Raw genomic sequence first — 22,807 nt, 5'->3', positions numbered from 1 at the left:
CGCTGCGAACATGAAAAACGGCGCCCCGTGAGCGCCGTTTTTTTATGCTTGATGCTTGTGATTTCAGGTGCGCCGTGTCGCCTGGATCGCGAGCAAGCTTCGCTCCTACAGAGGCATGCGCATTTTCTGTAGGAGCGAGCGGGCGGAGATCCGACTTGCCCGCGATGCTCTTCAAGGCCGATACAAATGCGCATGCCCCGCGCGATACAGCGACGACTCACTGAAACTGTCCGTGGCCAGCACCCGGCCCACCAGGATCAGCGCCGTGCGCCGAAAACCCTTGGCCTGGACCTTCTCGGCAATGTCCGCCAGGGTGCCCAGCACCCAGTCCTGGTCCGGCCAGGTCGCCCGGTGCACCACGGCAATCGGGCAGTCGGCGCCGTAGTGGGGCAGCAGCTCGGCGACAATCTTTTCCAGATGGTTGACCCCCAGGTGAATCGCCATGGTGGTGCCGTGGGCGGCCAGGCTGGCGAACGCCTCGCCGGCGGGCATCGAGGTCTTGTCGGCATAGCGGGTCAGGATCACGCTCTGGGCGACGTCCGGCAGGGTCAGTTCGGCCCCCAGCAAGGCCGCGCAGGCCGCGGTGGCGGTCACGCCGGGGATGATCTCGAAGGGGATGCCCAGCTCGCGCAGGCAGCGAATCTGCTCGCCGATGGCGCCGTACAGGCTGGGGTCGCCGGAATGTACCCGGGCCACGTCCTGGCCTTTGCCATGGGCGTCCTTGATCAGCTCGATGATCTGCTCCAGGTGCAGTTCGGCGCTGTTGACCAGCTGTTCGGCGCGATGGCCCTGGAGCACCGCTTCGGGCACCAGGGAGCCGGCATAAATGATGACCGGGCAGCTGTGGATCAGCCGCTGGCCCTTGACGGTGATCAGTTCCGGGTCGCCGGGACCTGCGCCGATAAAAAAGACGGTCATGGCGTTCTCCTGTGAAAAAAGGGGCGAGGCAACCTCACAGATGAAGATTGCTCATGATCAGCGGCGGGGATTATCGAAGATTTACCCGGAGCAGGCCAAGGCGAGGGTCGCCTGGGCGTATTTCTGCCGCGGGACCAGCAGCTTTGCCGGGCTTCGGGCCAGCTGTTCGGCCAGGGCCAGGGCGGCGCTTTCGGCGACGCCGTAACAGCCGGTGCGTTCGTAGGCGATCTGCGAACGATGGCTGAGTTGCAGCACATAAGGCGTCAGCTGGTTACTGCTGAAACAGGTCAGGGGCAAGCCCAGTTGCGTGGCCAGGGCCAGCAGCCCGGGTTCCTCGCGTTTCAGGTCGATGCTGGCCAGGGCCTTGATCTGCCCGGGGTCGATGCGGTGGGTGCTCAGGGTCTGGTCGAGCAGGGCGCGCAAGGTCTCCACCGGGCAGCCCCGCTGGCAGCCCAGGCCGACCACCAGGGTCGGCGCTGTGCTGGCCTGCGTCATGCCGAGTACTGATCGTCGCTCTTGCGGCGGAACAGCCAGGCGCTGATCAGGCCCAGGGCCAGCCAGAACGCGGCGTTGGTCAGCTGCGAAGCGATCTTGAACTGCGCCTCCAACTCCTCCGGGGCGAGCATCGAATGCACTTGCGGCTGTGGCGCGCCGATGAGGTGCGGCACGGCGAGGATGGCCACGCCCAGCGCTTTCAGCAGCCAGTTCCGGGCGAAGACGATCAGGGCAATGCCGGCCGCGGTGGAAGCGGCGGTACCGACCCACCAGACCTGCCGTTGCGCCAGGTCCGCGGCGGCGGTGCCCGGCAGTTCGGGCGGCAGGCCGAGGGTCGGCGCCAGGCAGAAAGTGGCATAACCGGCCAGGCCCCAGAGCAGGCCTTGGGAAGTACGGTTCGGCGCGCGCAGGGTGTAGAGACCGGCGAGCATCAGGGCGAACCCCACGGCGACCACCAGGTTGCCGCCGGTGGTGGACAGCACGCGCTGCCAGCCATCTTGCGGCTCCCAGGCTTCGGCGTCGTGGCTGTGGGCGGCGCTGCCGGCGGCATGCTCATGCGCTTCTTCATGCTGGGCGGCCGGGGCCTTCTCATAGGTTTCCGCCTCCAGGATCAGCGGTGCGACCCAGAAGCTTTGCAGCAGGGTCAGCAACAGGGCCGCCAGCAACCCGGTGAACCCCGCGGTTTGCGCGATACGCTTGATCATGTCGGCAGGTCTCAGTGGCAAGGGAAGGCGGCGCTGTGACGGGTATCGTGGGCGGCGTTGTGCACCGCTTCGATATGGGAGAAGCCGGCGAAATACACAAGGCACGCACCGAGGATCGAGGCGCCGATGGCGGCGACCAGGCGTTGGCTCAGGGTGGCGGTACTGCTGCTGGAATGGCTGGTGCTGCTGATGATCGACATGGCGCTTCCCTCTGGTGTGTCAGCGGGTGAATCGAGCGCAGCAAAACCCCGCGAGACGGGCTCGCGGGGAATTAACAGCGCCCGCCCACCGCGGGTTTGTTATGACTGTGCAGCGGGCCGGTCTCCGGGCTCGCGAGGGGCGGGGCTTGCGCCACGCCTGCAAGAATCGCCTTCCCATGCCGGACTGCTGGCACAGTGGATCTGATTCTTCGCTCGCTTACCGTTGCGGGGGCAGCACCGGACTGATCAAGGCTTTTGGCCTGTGACGCACCGGTTTCCCGTTTCACCCTGTGAAGGGCACCCGTAACAAGGTGTGTAGGAGAGCATGGGCGAGGGAGGGGCGTCAATTGGCAAGGGTTCTCGTTTTCGATCGCAATTGGCCTGTCCTCGCGCTGCATGGACATTGACCGCCCCCCAAGCTCTGCGTAGCCTTGCGCTTTCGAGGTTCTTCGGCGTCTGTCGAAGCTAAGAAGGGAACGCGGTCCAAGCCGCGGCTGCCCCCGCAACTGTAAACGGTGATGAACGATGCAAGGCCACTGCCAGGCGGCGGGAAGGCGCATCGTTGGCCAGTCGAACGACCGGCACGCCGTCAGCCAGGAGACCTGCCTCGGACCTGATTCTCACTACAACCGGGCGGGGTGATCCGGTGGCGAACCCTTCCGTGCAGTTGCCTGCGCGGTTCTCGTCCCGTATGCCCGCCACCTTGCCAAAGGGCATCCGATGAAAACACTGGCCAAACTTCCCGTCACCATCGTTACCGGCTTCCTCGGCTCGGGCAAAACCACCTTGCTGCGGCACATGCTGGACAACGCCCAGGGTCGACGCATCGCGGTGATCGTCAACGAGTTCGGCGAGCTGGGCATCGACGGCGAGATCCTCAAGCAGTGTTCCATCGGTTGCACCGAGGAAGAAGCCAGCGGTCGCGTCTTTGAACTGGCCAACGGCTGCCTGTGCTGCACCGTGCAGGAAGAGTTCTTCCCGGTGATGCGCGAGCTGGTGGCCCGTCGCGGCGACCTCGACCATATCCTGATCGAAACCTCTGGCCTGGCCCTGCCCAAACCTTTGGTCCAGGCATTCCAGTGGCCGGAAATCCGCAGCGCCTGCACCGTCGACGCGGTGATCACCGTGGTCGATAGTCCGGCCGTGGCCGCCGGCACCTTCGCCGCCTTCCCGGACCAGGTCGACGCCCAGCGCAAGCTCGACCCCAACCTCGACCATGAATCGCCGCTGCACGAGCTGTTCGCCGACCAGCTGTCCAGCGCCGACCTGGTGATCCTCAACAAGGCCGACCTGATCAGCCCGGCAGACCTGGCCAAGGTGCGCCTGGAAGTGGCCGAGGAGCTGCCGCCGGCGGTGAAAGTCATCGAAGCCAGCAGCGGTCGCCTGCCGCTGGACGTGCTGCTGGGCCTGGGCAACGGCTCGGAAGAACATATCGACGGCCGCCACAGCCATCACGATCATCACCACGATGGCGACGATCATGATGATCATGACCACGACGCCTTCGATTCCATCTCCATCGAGCTGCCCCAGGCCGACGAAAGCCTGCTGCTGGACGCCCTGACCCAACTGGTGGTGCAGCACGGCATCCTGCGGGTCAAGGGTTTCGCGGCGATCCCCAACAAGCCGATGCGCCTGTTGATCCAGGGCGTGGGCACGCGTTTCGACAAGCACTTCGACCGCCAGTGGGGCGCCGATGAAGCCCGTGCCACGCGCCTGGTGCTGATCGGCCAGGAACTGGACGCGACCCTGCTCGAAGCGCAATTGCGCGCCGCGCTTAGCGTGTAAGTCATGCACCTGCTCAGGACCCAGCCCGGCGGTTTCGTGTCGGATGACAACATTGCCGACCTTGGACAAACCCCCGCCGAGCTGGTGATCCTGTGCAGCGGCGACTCCAGCCTGGCGCTGCTGGCCGAAGCGGCGCAGCAACTGCCGGAGGATTACCCGAGCTTTCGCCTGGCCAACCCGATGCAGGTGCAGAACCATGCCTCGGTCGACCTGTATGTCGACCAGGTGCTGCGCCACGCCAAGGTGATCCTGATTTCCCTGCACGGCGGCATCGCCTATTGGCGTTATGGCATCGAGCAACTGGTGCAGCTGGCGCAACGTGGCGTGCAGCTGATCCTGGTGCCGGGCGACGATCGTCCGGACCCGGAACTGAGCGACCTGAGCACGGTGCCCGCCGCCGACCGCGAGCGCCTCTGGCACTTTCTGCGCCAGGGCGGCATGGGCAATGCGTTGAACCTGTACCGCTGCCTGGCCAGTGGCTGGCTGGGGCGTGATTACCCTTGGTCCGAGCCGCAGACCCTGCCGCGCACGGCGATCTACCACCCGCACCAAAGCAGCGCCGCCCTCAGCGACTGGCACGCCGATTGGCGGGCTGGCCAGCCGGTGGCGGCGCTGCTGTTCTACCGCTCGCATTTGCAGGCGGCCAACACCGCCTTTATCGATGAGTTCTGCCGGCGCTTGTTGGCGGCGGGCCTGAACCCGCTGCCGATAGCCCTGGCCAGCCTGAAAGAGCCCGGTTGCCTGGCGGTGGTCGAGGACCTGCTGGATGAAGTGCAGGCAGGGGTGATTCTCAACACCACCGGCTTTGCCCAGTCCAGCCCGGAGGCGCCGCACTTGCGGCCGTTCCGCCGCGATATCCCGGTGATCCAGGCCATCTGCGCCCAGGACAACGAACCCGGCTGGCGCGCCAGCGAGCAGGGTCTGGGCCCGCGGGACCTGGCGATGCACATCGCCTTGCCGGAACTGGACGGGCGCATCATCAGCCGGCCCATCAGCTTCAAGGACCTGGCCTGGCGCAGCGAGCGCAGCCAGTCGGACGTGGTCTGCTACCGCCCGGCCCCCGAGCGCATGGATTTTGTCGCCGAACTGGCGCGGCGCTGGGTCGATCTGGCCCGGCTGCCGAATGCTGAAAAACGCATCGCCCTGATCCTTGCCAACTACCCGACCCGCGACGGCCGCATCGGCAATGGCGTGGGCCTGGATACGCCGGCGGCGGCGCTGAATATCCTGCGCGCGCTGCACGCCGAGGGTTATCCGTTGCCGGCCGAGTTGCCGGACAGCGGGACGGCGCTGATCCAGCAACTGCTCGGCGGCGTCAGCAATGACCTGGACAGCCTCGACCTGCGCCCGTGCCAGCAAAGCCTGGCGCTGGAGGAGTACCAGGCCATGTTCGACGCGCTGCCCGAAGCCAATCGCCTGGCGGTGCTCGAGCGTTGGGGCGGGCCGCAAAACGACCCGATGTTCCGCGGTGGGCGGCTGATGATCGCCGGCCTGCGTTTTGGCCTGACCTTTGTCGGCATCCAGCCGGCGCGCGGTTATCAGGTCGATCCGAGCGCGGTCTATCACGACCCGGACCTGGTGCCGCCCCACGGGTACCTGGCGTTCTACTTCTGGCTGCGCCAGACCTACGGCACCCATGGGCTGATCCACGTCGGCAAGCACGGCAACCTGGAGTGGCTGCCGGGCAAGGGCGTCGGCCTGTCCGAAAGCTGCTGGCCGGACGTGCTGCTGGGGCCGCTGCCGAATATCTATCCATTCATCGTCAATGACCCGGGCGAGGGCGCCCAGGCCAAGCGCCGGACCCAGGCGGTGATCATCGACCACCTGATGCCGCCGCTGACCCGCGCCGAAACTTACGGCCCGCTGCGCGACCTGGAACTGCTGGCCGACGAGTACTACGAAGCCCAGTTGCTCGATCCGCGCCGCGCCCGCGAGTTGCAGAAAGACATTCTCAAGCTGGTGCGGGTGACCCGGATCGACCGTGAACTGCAACTGGACGGGCAGCTCGACGGCGAGGCCGACGCGGCGCTCTGGCTGCCGCGCCTGGACACCTACCTGTGCGACCTGAAGGAGTCGCAGATCCGCGATGGCCTGCATGTGTTCGGCGAATCGCCCGCGGGCCGCCTGCGCATCGACACCTTGCTGGCCCTGCTGCGCATTCCCCGTGGCGATGGCCGGGGCGCGCAGTCGAGCCTGTTGCGGGCCCTGGCCAAGGCCTTCGAGCTGGGCTTCGATCCGCTGGACTGCGCCTTGGCCGAACCCTGGAGCGGGCGCCGGCCACAGTTATTGCAGGACCTCAGCGAGCAGCTGTGGCGCACTGCCGGCGATACCCGTGAGCGCCTGGAGCTGTTTGCCGGGCGCTTGATAGAAGCGGCCTTGGCCGGTGAGGTCGAGCAACTGAACGAGCCCGGCTGGAGCGAGGTCAAGGCGATCATCGACAGCCTGCGCGAGGTAGTGGCGCCGCGCCTGGATGCCTGCGGCCCGGCGGAAATGCGTGGCTTGCTGGATGCCCTGGGCGGGTGTTTCGTGCCGGCCGGGCCCAGCGGCGCACCGAGTCGTGGACGCCTGGACGTGCTGCCCACCGGGCGCAACTTCTACTCGGTGGACGTGCGCAACCTGCCGACCACCACCGCCTGGCGCATCGGTTTCCAGTCGGCCAACCTGATCCTCGAACGGCACCTGCAGGACCATGGCGACCACCTGCGCCAACTAGGCCTGTCGGTGTGGGGCACGGCGACCATGCGCACCGGCGGCGACGATATCGCCCAGGCCATGGCGCTGATGGGCGTGCGCCCGGTGTGGGCCACCGGCAGCCAGCGGGTCGACGACTTCGAGATCCTGCCGCTGAGCCTGCTGGACCGCCCGCGGGTGGACGTGACCCTGCGGGTGTCCGGGTTCTTCCGCGATGCCTTCGCCAACCTGATCCGCCTGTTCGACGCCACGGTGCAGGCGGTGGCCGCGCTGGACGAGCCGGACGACCTCAACCCGCTGGCGGCCAAGGTCCGCGCCGAGCGTGAAGCGTTGCTGCAGTCCGGTCTCGATGCCGAGGCCGCGCAGCGCCAGGCCGGCTGGCGGATCTTCGGCGCCAAGCCCGGGGCCTATGGCGCGGGCGTGCAGGGCGCTATCGACGCTCGCTTGTGGCAGAGCCGCGAGGACCTGGCCGAGGTCTACCTGAACTGGGGCGGCTACGCCTATGGCGGCGCCGACGAAGGCACCGCGGCCCGTGGCCAGTTCGCCCAGCGCCTGAGCCAGGTGCAGGCGGTGCTGCAGAACCAGGACAACCGCGAGCATGACCTTCTGGATTCCAACGACTACTACCAGTTCCAGGGCGGCATGCTCGCGGCGGTGGAAAGCCTCAGCGGCGAAAAGGCCGCCAGCTACCACGGCGACCACAGCCAGCCGGACCTGCCGAAGATCCGCAGCCTCAAGGAAGAGCTGAACCGGGTGATCCGCTCCCGCGCAGCCAACCCGAAGTGGATCGAAGGGGTGAAGCGCCACGGCTACAAGGGCGCCTTTGAAATGGCCGCCACCGTGGATAATCTGTTCGCCTTCGACGCCACCACCGAACTGATCGACGATCACCAGTACGCCTTGCTGGCCGACGCCTATCTGCTGGACCCGGCGACCCGCGAATTCATCCGGCAGCACAACCCCCATGCGTTGCGCGACATGACCGAGCGCCTGCTCGAAGCCCAGCAGCGCGGGATGTGGCAGGCGCCCGGCGAGTACCGCGAGGCCCTGGAAAACCTGCTGCTGGATATCGAAGAAGATGGCTGATGCCCCTGTAGCCGCTGCCGCAGGCTGCGATCGGGTCCGCAGGGCCCGCTGGGGCAGGCAACGCGGTCGGTCAGATAGCAATGCGTCGCCTGTTTTATGCCGACTGCGTCGTCAATCGCAGCCTGCGGCAGCGGCTACACCGATTGATGTTCGTGCATCCCTTTACCGAGAACCGATATGAGCGATACCCCACATTTCCCGCTGTCCGCCGTGGTCGGCGCCGATGACCTGAAACTGGCGCTGTGCCTGACGGCCATCGACCCGAAAATCGGCGGGGTGTTGATCGAAGGCCCGCGGGGCATGGCCAAGTCCACACTGGCCCGCGGCCTGGCGGGCCTGCTGGCCAGCGGGCAGTTCGTCACCTTGCCCCTGGGCGCGACCGAAGAGCGCCTGGTCGGCACCCTGGATCTGGACGCGGCGCTGGGCGAAGGCCGGGCGCAGTTTTCCCCGGGCGTGCTGGCCAAGGCCGATGGCGGGGTGCTCTACGTCGACGAGGTGAACCTGCTGCCGGACCATCTGGTGGACCTGCTGCTGGACGTGGCCGCCAGCGGCACCAACCTGATCGAGCGCGACGGTATTTCCCACCGGCATTCGGCCAGGTTCGTGCTGATCGGCACCATGAACCCGGAGGAGGGCGAGCTGCGCCCGCAGCTGCTGGACCGCTTTGGCCTGAATGTCGCCCTGAGCGGGCAGACGCCGCCCACTGAACGCGGGCAGATCATTCGCCGGCGGCTGGATTTCGACAGCGACCCCCAGGCTTTCTGTGAGCGGTGGGCCGCCGAGCAGGCGGCGCTGCGCCAGCGCTGCCAGCGGGCGCGGTTGTTGCTGGCGGAGATCGACCTGGACGATCGAGCGCTGGAGCGGATCACCGAACGCTGTTTCGCCGCCGGCGTCGACGGCCTGCGCGCGGACCTGGTATGGCTGCGTGCCGCCCGCGCCCATGCTGCCTGGCGCGGTGCCCGGGCCATCGAGGAGCAGGACATAGACGCGGTGGCCGAATTCGCCCTGCGCCACCGCCGTCGTGACTACCCGCCGAGCGCGGTCCATCAGCCGCAGCCGTCTCCCGCGCCATCCCCGGCCCAATCCAGCCCCGCCGAAGGCCAGGGCCAATGGGGTGAATTGCCGGCCCAGGCGCTGGCCACCGGCGCCCGGCGTGAAGTGCCGAGCTGGCCAAAAAAGCCCTAGGCATTCGCCCCCGGTCCGACGCGGGGGCGAATGCCAAGTCCCGCGCCGGGCGGTTGGACAAGGGCAGGCAAGGCCGCGCGCGCGCGGCCGTCCACGGCTCGATCAACTGGCCCGGCACCTTGCTCAACGGCCGGCCCCGCCAGCGTGACGATCTGTTGTGGCACCTGCGCAGCCGTTCGCCCCATGAGCTGTGGCTGGTGGTCGTCGATGCCTCGGCCTCGACCCGCCGCCATCAGGCGTTGAGCGATGCCAAGGGCCTGCTGGCCCAGCTGTTCGACGATGCCTACCGACAGCGCGCACGCCTGGCCTTGCTGACCGCCAGCGGCCGCGCGCCGAACTGGCAAGTGCAGGGGTTGAAGGCCTCGAAGGATTTGCGCGACTGGCTCGACGGCCTGGGAGCGGGCGGCGGCACACCGTTGCTGGCGGCCCTGGCCGAGGCGGGGCAATGGCTGGTTTCGCGGCAGAAGCGTTACCCGGCCGAGCAGCAACGGGTACTGCTGCTCACCGATGGCCGGCTCAAGACCTTGCCGCCCTTGGAGCGCCTGGGTTGTCCGACCCTGTTGATCGATATCGAACGCGGGCCGATCCGCCTCGGCCGCGCTCGCGAGCTGGCGCAGCAGCTGGATGCACAGTACCGGCATATCGATGGGGTGTGATGGGGTGAGGGCAGTCCGGCCGTGAGCCGGCCGACGACTGCCCCCGGATCAGCGTTTCAGCCGCCGAAAGGAGCGGAACGGATGGCTTCGCCTTTCCTGGCGCAGGAAGGCGGGTTGGTCATGCCCAGGGTGAGCAGATTGCCGCCGTTGATGATGCAGTTGAACTCCTTGTTGTCGTTGGTTTTCAAGGCCACGTAGGTGTTGGTGCCTTCGGTGCGACGGCTGACGATGCTGACGTCCGAGGGCGCATAACCCAGGGCGCCGCTGGTCTGGGATTTGATCTGTTCATCGCTCAGGGTATTGGTCTTGCCGGCGATGGAGTTGCAACCGGCGAGTCCGAGGGTGAGGGCGCAAGCCAGGGCAAGGGGGACGACTCTCATGTGTTGCTCCTTATTATTAGGGGGGGAGGTCCGCCAGGAATCCTAGCAGCGGTGTATTTTTTTTGCTGGGTATGCTGCTGGTTTTTTGCGATCCGCTGCGCGAATTGAACATTACCAGCCGACGGACGGATGCGTTTGCTCAGGCGCCCCGTCCGTTCCCTTGAGAGCGGGCAAGAGCACCCCCTTGCTGGCGCTCTTGCATCGGCTATTACCTGGCCATTTCCTGTCGGTACTGGCGCGTGCGCCTGGCGCTGCTCAACTGGTCGAGCAGCAGCGCCAGCCAGGGGCGTACTTGAGGTTTGGGCGCGCGCCCGCGACTCAGGCGATGCATCTGCAGGCGGACGATGGCCATGGTCGCCAGGGAGGCCAGGGGCTTGCGTTTCCAGCGTAGCGGCGGCAGTTGCGGATGGCTGTGCTGGCCGCTGCGCCAGAGCCGGGGCAGGGCTGGCTCGAGGGCCAGGGCGGTGGCGATGCCGGCCATCGCGATACCGCTGTCCAGCACTTGCTGCACCACCGGCAGGCGGCGGATGCCGCCGGTGACCATCACCGGCATCCGCGCCACGGGCGCCAGTTCGCTGGCCATTTCGATGAAGTAGGCTTCGCGCGCCAGGGTCCGGCCGTCGCGCACCTCGCCCTGCATGGCCGGGGACTCGTAGCTGCCGCCGGACAGCTCCAGCAGATCCACCGGCAGGCCGTTGAGCATCTCGATGACCTGGTGCGCGTCCCCGGCATCGAAGCCGCCGCGCTGGAAGTCGGCGGAGTTGAGCTTGACCGAGACACAGAACGTGGCCGAAACCCTCTCCCGTACCGCCTTGATCACCTCTACCAGCAGACGCGCGCGGTTTTCCAGCGAGCCGCCCCATTGATCGGTGCGGCGATTGGTCAGGGGCGAGAGGAACTGGCTGATCAGGTAGCCGTGGGCGGCATGGATCTGCACCCCGGAAAAACCGGCCTGTTCGGCCAGCCAGGCACTGTTGGCGAAGCGCTGGATGATCTCGGCGATGTCCTCTTCGCTCATGGGCCTGGGTTCGGCGAACATTTTCGAGAACTGCCCCATGTCCAGGGCCACCGCCGATGGCGCCAGGGCCTGCTGGCCGAGGTTGGCCATGGTCTGGCGCCCGGGGTGATTGAGCTGCATCCAGAACTGCGCGCCCTTGGCACGACCGGCACGGGCCCACTGGCGGAACTGCTCCAGGTGCTGCTGGTCTTCCAGGGCCACGCCGCCGGGGCCGGTCATCGCGCGGCGGTCGATCATCACGTTGCCGGTCAGGATCAGCCCGGCCTCACCCTCGGCCCAGGTCTGGTAGAGCCGGATCAAAGCCGCGGAGGGTGCCTGCCGGCGGTCGGCGAGGTTCTCCTCCATCGCCGCCTTGGCGATGCGATTGCCGATCGTCTGGCCGTTAGGCAAATTCAAGGCTTGAAAGGGTGACATGCTTGACTCCTCATCAGTGGAGGCCTGAGGCTAAGCTTAAAGTTAACTTTAATGTCAAGCAGGTTATCGAGGTCGAAATGAACATTGGCCAATTGGCACAACTCAGCGGGCTGGCGGCATCGCGCATCCGTTTTTACGAAGCCCAGGGCCTGCTGCCCCAGGTCCAGCGCCAGGCCAACGGCTATCGCCGTTACCCTCCGCAGATCCTGCAGACCCTGGAGATCATCCAGTGCGCCCAGCAGGCCGGGTTCAGCCTGGACGAACTCAAGCAACTGCTGCCGGGCTGCGAGTCGAGTGACCTTGACCATCAGGCCCTGCTGCAAAGCCTGGAGCGCAAGGTCGGGCAGATCGAGGATATGCAGCGGCATCTGGCCCAGAGCAAGGCGCAACTGCTGGAGATCATCGACAACATACGCGATCGTCCGGAAGGCATGGATTGTTCCGAGAACGCCGAGCGGGTCATGGCGTCGATCAAGGGTAGGGGGTTCTGAGCCGCCTGTGTTTCGGGACGCTTGAAACAATTTGGGCGACCATCGCGGTCGCCCAAAAGGTGTTCCAGGTTTGGCGGATCGAACCGCTTACTGCGGCCTATCGTTGCCTTTGCCCCGAATGTTGCCGGACTGGTCCAACAATACCGGGGTGGCGAGCAGGTCATTGTGGTGCGATGCGCGGTTACTGTACGAGTGGATGAGTCGGCGGATCAGGGCGATTGCCACGCCGAGCATCAGGCCCAATACCAGCGACAGCATGACGATCAGTACTCGTTTGGGCTTGACCGGGCTTACTGGCTGCAAGGCCTTGCGATCGATGGTGACCAGTTTCAGCCGGTCCATATCGATGTTCAGGTTGCGCAGGCGAGCCACTTCAGCCCTGAGCGGAAAGACGTCCTTCAGGAAAATGTCCTCGTTGGAACGCTTGTTCAGTTCCTGCACCTGGCGGTTGACCTGCAGCATCTGCAGTTCCTTGCCGATTTCGGCGATACGCTTCTCGGTGAAATCGTCAGAGGTGCGTTTTTGCAGGGCTGCACGCTCGGCCTCGAGGGTTTCATAACCCATGAAGTACAGCGGGATGCTCTGAGTGTTGACCTCGGTGCGCATCACCTGGGTCGAGCCGGCGCGGGAGGCGTCGGACATCGAGGATGGCGTGGTCGGCGTACGGATGCCCATCGACTTGGCGATGGTGATCGCTTCGGCCAGTTCGGCCAGACGGTCCTTGCGCTGTTCTTTCAACTGCCCGCGCAAGGCCTTGAGTTCGTCCTCGAGCTGCGCGCGGCGAATATTATCGCTTTCGAGCAAGGCCGCGATTTTCGATTCCTTGTCGGTTTCATAGTTGGAGCGCGCCGCGGCAATCTTGCCTTTGAGTTCATTGAGCCGGTTGTTGACGATGACCTTGAGGTCGGCGCCAATGCGTTCCCGTTCAGCATCGATGGCGTATTCGACGAAACCGTTGAGGATCTCTACCCCGTTGACATCCTTGGGATATTGCATTTCCAGCTTGATGTAGCTGCTCAGGGCGTTGGTGATCTTCGGATCCGGAAGGATCAGATTGATCGAGTCCCGGTTGAAGTCCTCGAAACTCTGTTCAAGGGTTTGCCCAGGGCGTTTAAAAGCCTGGAACAGATCCTGGTGCGAGCGGAAGAAGTCCAGTCGTGTTTCATAGGACTCAAGTGCTGCGCCGACCTTGGACAAGGCATCTGCGGGCGGCAGTTTGTAGACTTCCGAGCGATTGAGGGCGTCGAGTTCATTCAGGGCGGCTGGGCGTAATACGCTGCTCACCTCATATACACGGGGAGCCAATAGCGCATAAGCCAAGCCCACCAGTGTCACGGCAACGGTACAACCGATTACCAGCTTCTTTTGCTGCCAGATGGATTGGAACAATGCAAACAGATCAATTTCATCCGCGTCAGCATTCATCTGAGGCCGGGGAACAATATTCAAAATCAGCACACCTCTAATTCATGTGAATCCTAACCCTGTCATGCCGTACCCCCGACGGAGCATGCATGCAGGGCCGCCCCCGTGATGAGGCTCCTTGCCGATGGGCGCCACTCGTTGCCAGAAAAAACCATAAGATGGGGCTGTTTTCTTGCGAGAGATAGTTGGCAGGCCACTTTCCGAGGTAGGTCCCGGAAATGGCTGTTTCGATGCCGAGCGCTTTTAACGTAACTCTGAATCCTGCAGGCACTTTGCCATTTACGAATGGTGAAGACGTTAAGTGGGCGAATATTACAGGAATGCTCGGGAGGATAAATATATGAATTTAACCGTACCTTCATAATTCGCCTTATCTATTGCTGTTCGGATGGCAAAGCGGCCTGTTTGCCATATGGAAGTTTATCGGTGCCCCATAAGAGGGCGGGTAGGCTTACAAGTTGTGAGTATTTATCTAATAGCCTGGCAGTTGGCCTCAAAAGAATGGGCGATAGAACACCCTGAGGTTTTATTGGTGCCGGGCAGATCATGACTGGCCTGATACAGAGTTGCCGCACCTTGAACGCGAGAGGGGGCGAGCCCCATGAGTGTTCACTCCACGCTCAGGGTCAAAGGCCGCGGCTGCGGGATGGGATTGCGCATCAGCGTACCCACCGTTACCGCCGCCAGCAGCGCCAGCAGGCCGGCCACCCCGAGCACCACACCGAAACCGTCGACGAAGGCCTGGCGGGCCAGCGGTTCGACCAGCTCTTTCGCCGAGTCGGGCAGCAATGCCAGGGCTGCGGGCATGTCGCCGGCCACCACCCGGGAGGCGATGGCCTGGGCCTGGTCGAGCCATTGCGCGGCGCTTGCGCCCAGGCTGGCGTGCAGGCGTTGCTGGGTATGGCTGCCGAGCAGGGCGCCGAACACGCCGATGGCCAGCATGATGGCGCTGAAGCGCATGGTGGTGCTCAGGCCCGAGGCCATGCCGGCGCGGTCGCGGGGCACGCAGGCCATGATGTTTTTCTGCGTGTCGCCGTTGAGCAGGCCGGCGCCGGCACCGGTCACCGCGATGGCCAGGGCAAAGTTCAGGTAGCCGCCAGCCTGCACGGCCCAGGCGGCGAGCAGGTTGCCGCAACCGACCAGGGTCAGGCCGGCGGCCATCAAAGTCGCCGGGGCATAACGCGTTGCCAGGCGCACGCCGATGCGCGGGCAGATCAACATGGTCAGGGCGAACGGCAGCATGCCCAGCCCCGAGGCGATCGCCGAGAAGCCCAGGCCGTTCTGCAGGTAGAAGGGCAGCAGGGTCATCATCACCTGGGCGCAGCCGGCGTAGGCGAACATTCCCAGCAGGGCACCGATGAAGCGCGGATGGCGGAACAGCTGCAGGTCGACCATGGGCCGGCGCTGCACCCGCTCGATCAGCACGAACAGCCCGAGCAACGCCACGCCGCCCAATAGTCGGGCGTAGGTCAGCGGGTGGCTCCAGCCGATGCGATTGGCTTCGATCAGGCCCCAGATCAGGCACAGCAGGCTGGCGCTGAAGGCCAGGCTGCCCCAGGGATCGAGACGGGCGGCCTGGGTGTCGCGGGACTCGGGTATCGCGCGCAACACCATCAGCACCAGCAGCCCGCCCACCGGCAGGTTGAGGTAGAAGATCCAGCGCCAGCCGATGAACTCGGTGATCAGGCCGCCGACGGTGGGCGCGGCGGTCATCGCCACGCCCATGCAGGCCCCCCAGAACGCCCAGGCCTTGGCTCGTTCGACCTCGTCATGGAAGGTGTGGCCGATGGTGGCCAGGGCCGAGGTCAGCAGCAGCGCCGCGCCGACCCCCTTGATCGCCCGGGCGATATCGAGCAACAGCACGTTGGGCGCGGCGCCACAGCCGAGGGAGGCGAGGATGAACAGCCCGAGGCCGCAGAGCAGGGTGCGCTTGCGTCCGAAGCGGTCGGCCAGGCTGCCGGCCGGCAGCAGCAGCGCGGCGAAGGCCAGCATGTAGGCGCTGACCACCCATTCGATATCGGCGAAGTTGGCCCCCAGGTCGCGAGCGATGCTCGGCAGGGTCACCGCGACTATGTTGGTGTCGAGCACGATCAGCGAGCACACCCCGGAAGCGGTGAGCAGGGTCAGGCGCGGGCTGGCCGGCCTCATGGCTGCACCCGTTGACCCAGCGCGGCGAGCGCGGCCTGGGCGATTTCATCGTCGTGGGCCGGGGTGTCGGCGCTGATGCCGATGGCGCCGATCACCTGGCCGTCGACGCGGATCGGCTGCGCGCCTTTCATCATCAGCAGGCCCGAGGTGATGGCCGCCTGGCGCCCGCCGTTGATGGCGTTTTCCAGGTCGCCGGAAGGGCGCTTGAACAATGCCGAGGTCCGCGCCTTGCCCTGGGCCAGTTCGATACCGGCCACCACCGGCGCGCCGTCCATGCGCGCGCTGAGGATCGGCCAGCCGCCGTCGTCGACGATCGCCACGGCGCAGGGCCAGCCCTTGGCCGAGGCGGTGTCCTGGGCGGCCTTGAGCAGTTGTTGGGCGGTGGCGAAATTGAGGATTGCCTTCTGGGCAACGTCGGCGTCTTTCTCGGCGGCGAAAGTCGTAGGCACGCTGCAGCAAGTGATCATGGCCAGAAACAGTGGTTTGACGTGCATGGCGTGGGCTCTTTACTGTGAAGGTCTGGCCAGCTTATCCCGGGCTTTCGCCCATTCTGTTAGGCGAGCTGGAGCACTTCATTACCTTTGAGCTAACGCACTTATGGAAATCCGTCATTTCCGCTATTTCCTGGCGGTGGCCCGGCAACGCAATTTCACCCGCGCCGCCGAGCAACTGGGCATCGCGCCGCCAACCCTGAGCCGGCAGATCCAGGACATGGAACAGGCCCTGGGCACCCGCTTGTTTGTGCGCCAGCAGCGCGAGGTCAGCCTGACCGAGGCCGGCGCGGCCCTGGTGCGCGAGGCCGAGGCCACGGTGCGCCAGTTCGAGTTCGCGCAACGTAACGCCCAACGCGCCGGGCGCGGCGAAATCGGCCATATCGAGCTGGGATACGTGGCCTCGGCGGTGTATTCGGGGCTTCTGCAAAAACAGGTGCAGCGCTTCAGCCAGGATTGCCCGGACGTCAGCCTGAGCGTGCGCGAAAGCCCGATGGCGGCGTTGCCCGGACTGGTGGCCGAGGGGCGGTTCGACATCGGTTACATCCGCTCGCCCATGACCCTGCCCGAAGGGGTGGAGGCGGTCCGCCTGGATGGCGAAGGTTTTGTCCTGGCGCTGCCCGCCGAGTCCTGGCTGGGACGCTTGCCGGAGATCGCCCCGGCCCATCTGCACAACGAGACCTTCGTGCTTCCGGAACAGATCAGCGGCACCTTGCAGGTCGCCGCCGAGGGCGGTTACGCGCCGAAACTGGGGCCGCAGCCCGGCGGCCTGGTGGCGGTGCTGGCCCTGGTCTCCCTGGGGCAGGGGGTGGCCGTGGTGCCGGAATCGGTGGTCGGGCACGTGGGGCTGCCCAATGTGTTGTACCGGCCGATCCAGGGCAGCACGGCTGCGTCCTGGTTGTCGCTGATCCACCGACGCTTCGAAAAGGCGCCGGCGGTGGCGCGTTATATCGAGCAGGTCAGAAGTGGATTCCGTTAGCGCTCATGAGTAGTCGCATGCACTCAATAGGCTTTTTCGCGAGCAAGCCTGTTCGTGATAGCGCTGCTCCAGGCAGCCCCCGATAAGATCTTGAAATGATTTCCCCCATGGGAAATTCCCCTTGGGGTTGTAGGATTCAAGTCCGTTTTTCTTCACAGGACTTGCATGAACACCCTCTCGGAGCCTCCCAGTCGTCCTTATCCCTGGACGCCTCAGCCTTTCCCCGCTCGATCCGCCTCACGGTGCCTTCCGCCAGTCATAAGGCGCGGCCGTTACCCCGAACTCGCTGTTTTTCGCTGCTCGCCGCCGGTCGTTGCGACCGTTAGGCGCTGGCCTGCGTTCGCCGTTCAAAGGCCTTGTGGCCTTGCCTTGCCGTGTCCGGCTGCCTGAATTCACTGGAGAGGTAGAGTCGTTTTTATGGAATGGATAATGGACCCCACGGCCTGGCTTGGCCTGTTGACCCTGATCGTGCTCGAGCTGGTGCTGGGGATCGACAACCTGGTGTTTATCGCGATCCTCGCGGACAAGTTGCCGCCCCACCAGCGTGACCGCGCGCGGATCATCGGCCTGTCCCTGGCGCTGCTCATGCGCCTGGGCCTGCTGGCGAGTATTTCCTGGTTGGTGACCCTGACCGCGCCGCTGTTCGAGGTGTTCGGCAAGAGCTTCTCCGGTCGCGACCTGATCATGCTGTTCGGCGGTGTGTTCCTGCTGTTCAAGGCCACCATGGAGTTGCATGAGCGCCTTGAGGGGCATGTCAGCCAGCGCGCCGGCAATGCCGCTTACGCGCTGTTCTGGCCGATCGTCGCGCAGATCGTGGTGCTCGATGCGGTGTTCTCCCTGGACGCGGTGATCACCGCCGTGGGCATGGTCGACGAGCTGGCGGTGATGATGATCGCGGTGATCATTTCCATCGGCCTGATGATTGTCGCCAGCAAGCCGCTGACCCGCTTCGTCAACGCCCACCCGACGGTGATCATGCTGTGCCTGGGCTTCTTGATGATGATCGGTTTTGCCCTGACCGCCGAAGGCCTGGGTTTCCACATCCCGAAAGGCTACCTGTACGCGGCCATCGGTTTCTCGATCCTGATCGAGCTGTTCAACCAGATCGCCCGCGCCCGCCGCAAGAAATCCATGCAGGGCCTGCGGCCGATGCGTGAGCGCACGGCCCACGCGGTGATGCGCCTGCTGGGCGGTCGCCAGTTGGCGGTGGAGGAGGTGGGCGAAGAGATCGCCGACCTGCTGGACAATGGCCAAGCGCCGGGCACCGAGCTGTTCGACCGCCGCGAGCGGGTGATGATCAGCGGCGTGCTGCAACTGGCCGAGCGACCGATCCGCACCTTGATGACGGTGCGTGCCGACGTCGACTACATCGACCTGGCCGACGATGCCGAAGCCATCCGCAACAGGCTGATGCATTCGTCCTACTCGCGCCTGCCGCTGATTCGCGACGGCGCGGTGGAAGAGCCGCTGGGCTTCGTGCACAAGAAGGAGTTGCTCAAGGAATACCTGGCCGGCAACGAGCCGAACCTGGAACACCTGGCGCGCACGGCGATCAACCTGCTGGACAGCTTCTCGATCCTCAACGCCCTGGAGCAGATGCGCAAGGCCTCCACCCACATCGCGTTCGTGATCAACGAATTCGGCGATTTCGTCGGCGTGCTGAGCATGACCGACATCCTCGAATCCATCGCCGGCGAGCTGCCCGACGCCAGCGAAATCGAAGGCCCGGACATTGTCGAAGAGCAGGGCGGTTTCATGGTCAGCGGCGCCTTGAACCTGGCGCAGATCCGCCAGCGCACCGGCTTCGACGCCGAACCGACCGAGGACTACCAGACCCTGGCCGGGCTGGTGATGAGCCTGCTGGACCGCTTGCCGGTGATTGGCGACCGACTGCAATGGCAGGGCTGGACGCTGCAGGTGGTGACGGTGGAAGAGCGGCGAGTGACCCGGGTGCTGCTGCACCGGCAGGATGCCGCCTGAGCCATGAGCTGACAGAAAGCCGGACGCGAGTCCGGCTTTTTTTTTGGCCTGGAACATGACCCGAGCCAAGGCCAGGCTCCGGCTGATTAAGTTTTACTTAAAAGCTTTCAACCCCGTGGCTGATTATCATTGCCGGGTAGCTGCCGCAGACTGGTTTCGTATCTCCATGCACCCTCGTTCTTGCAGCGCGGGTCTTGAAACGAGCGGTCTATGTCAGTCAATCCCGCAATACCCCCGCAGCCAGCCTTGGTCGAATGCCCCGCCATGGCGGAGCTTTCCGCCACGGCGGCCGTCCACTCGGCCCTGGCCTGTTGCCAACTGCTGCTGCAACTGACCCAGGAGCGCGCGCCACAGGCCGCCGACCCGGGAACCGAACGCGACCTGCGCCGGGCGCTCAAGGACTACGCCCGGGGCGCCGGTGCCGACCTGCGCCTGGAGCGTCTGGCGCTGGCCCGGCTGACCCCGAAGATGCTGCCCCTGGTCTGGCGCGACCGCAGCGGCGCGTTCATCCTGCTGGCCCGGTTGTCCGACGCGCAGGCGCTGATCCAGCGACCCTCAGCCCATACCCCGGATGTGCTCGATCGCGCGCAGTTGGCCGAAGAGTGGAGCGGCGAGGTGATTCGCCTGCGCCAGGGCGGCCTGCGCTTCGATCTGTCCTGGTTCGTTCCGGAACTGCTGCGCCACCGGCGGATACTCGGCGAAGTGCTGCTGTGCTCGCTGCTGCTGCAAGTGCTGGCCCTGGCGACGCCGTTGTTCTTCCAGGCGGTGATGGACAAGGTCATGGTGCACCGGGCGCTGTCGACCCTCGACGTGCTGGTGATGACCCTGGTGGTGGTCGGCCTGTTCGAGGTGCTGCTCAAGGGCTTGCGCGAATACCTCTCGGCGCACACCGCCAATCGCATCGATATCGGCCTGGGGGTCAAGCTGTTCCGCCATCTGCTCGGCCTGCCGCTGCTGTACTTCAAGCAGCGCCAGGTCGGCGCGATCATCACCCGGGTCCAGGAGCTGGACAGCATCCGCGAGTTCCTCACCGGCTCCTTGCTGACCCTGTGCGTGGATGTGGCCTTCACCCTGGTGTTTTTTGCGGTCATGGCCTGGATCTCCTGGCCGCTGACGCTGCTGGTGCTGCTGACCCTGCCGCTGTATGTGCTGCTGGCCTGGGCCAGCAGCGGCCCGCTGGAGAAGCGCATCGAACGGCAGTTCTACAGCGCCGCGCGCAACACGGCCTTTCTCAATGAGACCGTGAGCAGCAGCGAAACCATCAAGAGCCTGGCGGTGGAGCCGCGCATGCAGCGGCGCTGGGAGGCACAGACGGCGGAGATGGTCGAGGCCGGTTTTGCCAGCCAGACCCTCGGCAGCGCGATCAGCCAGATGGTCACGCTGTTGCAGAAAGTCACGGCGGTGGCGGTGATCTGCTGGGGCGCGAGCAAGGTCATCGACCTGCAGATGACCATTGGCCAACTGATCGCCTTCAATATGATGCTGTCCCACGTCAGCCAGCCCCTGGCCAAGCTGATCGAGGTCTGGCAACAGTTCGTCCGGGTGCGGGTGTCGGTGGACAAACTGGGCGACATGCTCAACCTGCCGGTGGAGCAGGCCGAGGGCGACCAACGCCCGGCGCAGGCCCTGCGCGGCGAGGTGCGCATCGAGCAAGTGACGTTCCGCTACCGCCCGGAACTGGAGCTGGTGCTGCGCGGCCTGGACCTGCACATCGCCGCCGGCCAGACCCTGGGCATCGTCGGGCCGTCCGGGTCGGGCAAGAGCACGCTGACCCGCCTGCTGCAAAAACTCTATACCCCCGATGCCGGGCGCATCCTCATTGACGGCATGCCGCTGCAGCAGCTGCAACCGGCCTGGTTGCGCAGCCAGATCGGCGTGGTGCTGCAGGAAAACTACCTGTTCAACCGCAGCGTGCGGCACAACATCGCCCTGCGCCATCCCACGGCGTCCCTGGAAAGTGTGATCGCCGCGGCGCGCCTGGCCGGCGCCCACGATTTCATCCTGCGCCTGCCGCTGGGCTACGACACGGTGCTGGCCGAAGCCGGCAGTTCCCTGTCCGGTGGCCAGCGGCAACGCATCGCCATTGCCCGGGCGCTGATGGGCGATCCGCGGATCCTGATTTTCGACGAAGCCACCAGCGCCCTGGACGACGAATCCCAGGCGCTGATCCAGGACAACATGGCGCGCATCGCCGAGGGCCGCACGGTGATCATCATCGCCCACCGGCTGTCCGCGGTCCGCCATTGCCAACGCATCATCGCCCTGGAGCAGGGGCGTATCAGCGAGTCGGGCAGCCATCAGCAACTGCTGGCCAACGGTGGTTGTTATGCGCGTTTGTGGACGCTGCAACAGGCGCTGCGCAAGGAGGCCCAATGATGCGCGGCGCATTGACCCCTTTGCGACGCGCCTGGCAGCAACTGCGCGAGGCGCCGGCGCTGCGGGGGCGTAGCCGCGACGAATACGAGTTCCAGCCCGGTTACCTGGAGATCGTCGAGCGCCCGCCCGCGCCTTGGGCCCGCGGCACGGCACTGCTGTTGATCCTGTCGATCCTGCTGGCCCTGGGCTGGGCGATCCTCGGGTTCCTCGACATCCATGCCAGCGCCGCCGGGCGCCTGATGGTCTCCAGCTACACCAAGGTGATCCAGGCCCATGAGGCCGGCGAAGTGCGGGCCATCCATGTGCGGGACGGGCAGCGGGTCAAGGCCGGCGACGTGCTGGTGGCGCTGAACCCGATCGGCATCGACGCCGAATTGAGCGAGTTGCGCGCGCAACTGGCGTTCAAGCGCCTGGAGCTGGCCCGGGCCCGCGCGCTGCTGACTCCGGACCCGCTGGGCAGCTACCAGGCGCCGGACGGCCTGGACGCGGAACAGCTCGCGGCGGCGCGGGAACAGTTGGCGAGCACCTGGAAGGAGATCCGCGCCAACCTCGACAGCCTCAATGCCGAGATCGCCATCAACCAGGCCAGCCAGCGGGCCCGCAACAGCGAGATCGCCGCCCTGGGCAAGCTGGCCAGCAACGTCCGCCGGCGCCTCGATGCACGGCGGGCGATGGCGGCCGAACAGTTGATGCCCCGGGTCGAATTGCTCGAACAGGAAAAGGAGCAACTGGAGGTCGAGCGTTCCCTGGCCCAGCAACATGCCGAGCTGCAGGTGCTCAAGGCCCAGGCGCAGAACCGCCGGGAGCAGCGCGACAGCTTCCTGGCCAGGACCCAGCGCGAACAGCACGACCTGCTCAACCGCAGTCACCAGGATGTCGCGGTGCTCGAACAGCAACTGATCCGCGGCCGCGACCGGCAGCGCCTGCAAACCCTGCTGGCGCCGGTGGACGGGGTGGTCCAGCAACTGGCGGTGCATACCCTGGGCGGCGCGGTGCAGCCGGCGCAGCAACTGCTGGTGATCGTGCCCGAGGGCGCCGAGCTGGATGCCGAGGTCATGGTGCTGAACAAGGACGTCGGTTTCGTCAGGGCCGGCCAGCCGGTGGAGATCAAGGTCGACGCCTTTCCCTACACCCGCTACGGCACCTTGCGCGGCACGGTCGAGCATGTCTCCGGCGACGCCATCAAGGACGAACAGCTGGGCCTGGTGTTCCCGACCCGGATCCGCCTGGAGCGCGCCGCGATCGCCGCGGGGCAGGAGTGGATGCCCTTGCAGGCCGGGATGAGCGTGACCGGCGAGATCCGCACGGGCGAGCGGCGGGTGATCAACTACCTGCTGAGTCCGATTCGCGAGTATCAGTCCGAAGCGTTGCGGGAGCGTTGA

18 protein-coding genes and 2 riboswitches are annotated in these 22,807 nt (G+C 65.6%); of the genes, 9 read left to right on the top strand and 9 right to left on the bottom strand.

Going from position 1 to position 22,807, the window contains the following annotated elements:
• Window positions 1-171: 171 nt before the first annotated feature.
• The 4 genes from cobM to CXQ81_RS20595 all read right to left on the bottom strand — a co-directional run bounded on the left by cobM (window position 172) and on the right by CXQ81_RS20595 (window position 2,317).
• Complete coding sequence (cobM, locus tag CXQ81_RS20610) at window positions 172-918, bottom strand: precorrin-4 C(11)-methyltransferase (RefSeq protein ID WP_085534276.1); 747 nt, start codon at window positions 916-918, stop codon at window positions 172-174.
• 81 nt (window positions 919-999) lie between these two features.
• Complete coding sequence (locus CXQ81_RS20605; protein WP_101338398.1) at window positions 1,000-1,413, bottom strand: cobalamin biosynthesis protein; 414 nt, start codon at window positions 1,411-1,413, stop codon at window positions 1,000-1,002.
• Entirely contained in the window at window positions 1,410-2,117 is a 708-nt protein-coding gene (locus CXQ81_RS20600) for a CbtA family protein (RefSeq protein ID WP_101338397.1), read from the bottom strand. Before CXQ81_RS20600 ends, CXQ81_RS20605 begins: the two co-directional genes overlap by 4 nt.
• A gap of 11 nt (window positions 2,118-2,128) precedes the next feature.
• Window positions 2,129-2,317, bottom strand: a complete 189-nt coding sequence (locus CXQ81_RS20595; protein ID WP_007921866.1) for a CbtB-domain containing protein — start codon at window positions 2,315-2,317, stop codon at window positions 2,129-2,131.
• 97 nt (window positions 2,318-2,414) lie between these two features.
• A riboswitch (cobalamin riboswitch) is annotated at window positions 2,415-2,637 on the bottom strand.
• 105 nt (window positions 2,638-2,742) lie between these two features.
• Window positions 2,743-2,942, top strand: a riboswitch (cobalamin riboswitch).
• A 95-nt stretch (window positions 2,943-3,037) separates the two neighbouring features.
• Here CXQ81_RS20595 and cobW point away from each other — a divergent pair.
• From cobW to CXQ81_RS20575, 4 genes are all read left to right on the top strand, one after another.
• On the top strand, window positions 3,038-4,105 hold the full coding sequence (gene cobW, locus CXQ81_RS20590; protein ID WP_053261739.1) for a cobalamin biosynthesis protein CobW: 1,068 nt from the start codon (window positions 3,038-3,040) through the stop codon (window positions 4,103-4,105).
• Between the two features lie 3 nt (window positions 4,106-4,108).
• Window positions 4,109-7,882 (top strand): cobaltochelatase subunit CobN, encoded by a 3,774-nt coding sequence (cobN, locus tag CXQ81_RS20585; protein ID WP_101338396.1) that lies wholly within the window; start codon window positions 4,109-4,111, stop codon window positions 7,880-7,882.
• Between the two features lie 177 nt (window positions 7,883-8,059).
• A complete protein-coding gene (locus tag CXQ81_RS20580; RefSeq protein WP_101338395.1) occupies window positions 8,060-9,067 on the top strand; it encodes an ATP-binding protein in 1,008 nt (335 codons plus the stop codon).
• Between the two features lie 53 nt (window positions 9,068-9,120).
• Window positions 9,121-9,723: a VWA domain-containing protein gene (locus CXQ81_RS20575; protein WP_178081076.1), complete on the top strand. Its 603-nt coding sequence runs from the start codon at window positions 9,121-9,123 to the stop codon at window positions 9,721-9,723.
• Between the two features lie 56 nt (window positions 9,724-9,779).
• On the opposite strand, the gene CXQ81_RS20570 is transcribed toward CXQ81_RS20575, so the two are convergent.
• Together CXQ81_RS20570 and CXQ81_RS20565 are read right to left on the bottom strand one after the other, a co-directional pair.
• On the bottom strand, window positions 9,780-10,103 hold the full coding sequence (locus CXQ81_RS20570) for a hypothetical protein (RefSeq protein WP_009044456.1): 324 nt from the start codon (window positions 10,101-10,103) through the stop codon (window positions 9,780-9,782).
• A 208-nt stretch (window positions 10,104-10,311) separates the two neighbouring features.
• Window positions 10,312-11,535: an NADH:flavin oxidoreductase/NADH oxidase family protein gene (locus CXQ81_RS20565; protein ID WP_101338394.1), complete on the bottom strand. Its 1,224-nt coding sequence runs from the start codon at window positions 11,533-11,535 to the stop codon at window positions 10,312-10,314.
• A gap of 77 nt (window positions 11,536-11,612) precedes the next feature.
• Between CXQ81_RS20565 and CXQ81_RS20560 the strand changes: the two genes are divergently transcribed.
• Window positions 11,613-12,026 carry a MerR family transcriptional regulator gene (locus tag CXQ81_RS20560; RefSeq protein WP_101338393.1) on the top strand — a complete coding sequence of 138 codons (414 nt, stop codon included), beginning with the start codon at window positions 11,613-11,615 and terminating at the stop codon, window positions 12,024-12,026.
• Between the two features lie 87 nt (window positions 12,027-12,113).
• On the opposite strand, the gene CXQ81_RS20555 is transcribed toward CXQ81_RS20560, so the two are convergent.
• The 3 genes from CXQ81_RS20555 to CXQ81_RS20545 all read right to left on the bottom strand — a co-directional run bounded on the left by CXQ81_RS20555 (window position 12,114) and on the right by CXQ81_RS20545 (window position 16,093).
• On the bottom strand, window positions 12,114-13,451 hold the full coding sequence (locus CXQ81_RS20555; protein WP_256593407.1) for a Wzz/FepE/Etk N-terminal domain-containing protein: 1,338 nt from the start codon (window positions 13,449-13,451) through the stop codon (window positions 12,114-12,116).
• A 609-nt stretch (window positions 13,452-14,060) separates the two neighbouring features.
• Window positions 14,061-15,599 carry an MFS transporter gene (locus tag CXQ81_RS20550; RefSeq protein WP_101338392.1) on the bottom strand — a complete coding sequence of 513 codons (1,539 nt, stop codon included), beginning with the start codon at window positions 15,597-15,599 and terminating at the stop codon, window positions 14,061-14,063.
• Window positions 15,596-16,093 (bottom strand): heme-binding protein, encoded by a 498-nt coding sequence (locus CXQ81_RS20545; protein ID WP_085534293.1) that lies wholly within the window; start codon window positions 16,091-16,093, stop codon window positions 15,596-15,598. The genes CXQ81_RS20550 and CXQ81_RS20545 overlap by 4 nt, the downstream gene beginning before the upstream one ends.
• Before the next feature lie 103 nt (window positions 16,094-16,196).
• Between CXQ81_RS20545 and CXQ81_RS20540 the strand changes: the two genes are divergently transcribed.
• The 4 genes from CXQ81_RS20540 to CXQ81_RS20525 all read left to right on the top strand — a co-directional run bounded on the left by CXQ81_RS20540 (window position 16,197) and on the right by CXQ81_RS20525 (window position 22,807).
• Window positions 16,197-17,069: a LysR family transcriptional regulator gene (locus CXQ81_RS20540; protein WP_101338391.1), complete on the top strand. Its 873-nt coding sequence runs from the start codon at window positions 16,197-16,199 to the stop codon at window positions 17,067-17,069.
• Window positions 17,070-17,486: 417 nt separating this feature from the next.
• Window positions 17,487-19,049, top strand: a complete 1,563-nt coding sequence (locus tag CXQ81_RS20535) for a TerC family protein (RefSeq protein WP_101338390.1) — start codon at window positions 17,487-17,489, stop codon at window positions 19,047-19,049.
• Between the two features lie 264 nt (window positions 19,050-19,313).
• Window positions 19,314-21,425 (top strand): type I secretion system permease/ATPase, encoded by a 2,112-nt coding sequence (locus tag CXQ81_RS20530; protein WP_101338389.1) that lies wholly within the window; start codon window positions 19,314-19,316, stop codon window positions 21,423-21,425.
• Window positions 21,422-22,807, top strand: a complete 1,386-nt coding sequence (locus CXQ81_RS20525; protein WP_101338388.1) for an HlyD family type I secretion periplasmic adaptor subunit — start codon at window positions 21,422-21,424, stop codon at window positions 22,805-22,807. The genes CXQ81_RS20530 and CXQ81_RS20525 overlap by 4 nt, the downstream gene beginning before the upstream one ends.

Source organism: Pseudomonas sp. 09C 129 (assembly GCF_002843625.1).
Classification (GTDB): domain Bacteria; phylum Pseudomonadota; class Gammaproteobacteria; order Pseudomonadales; family Pseudomonadaceae; genus Aquipseudomonas; species Aquipseudomonas chlororaphis.
Note: the sequence above shows the minus strand (reverse complement) of the source record. Positions and strands in the feature narration are given on the sequence as shown.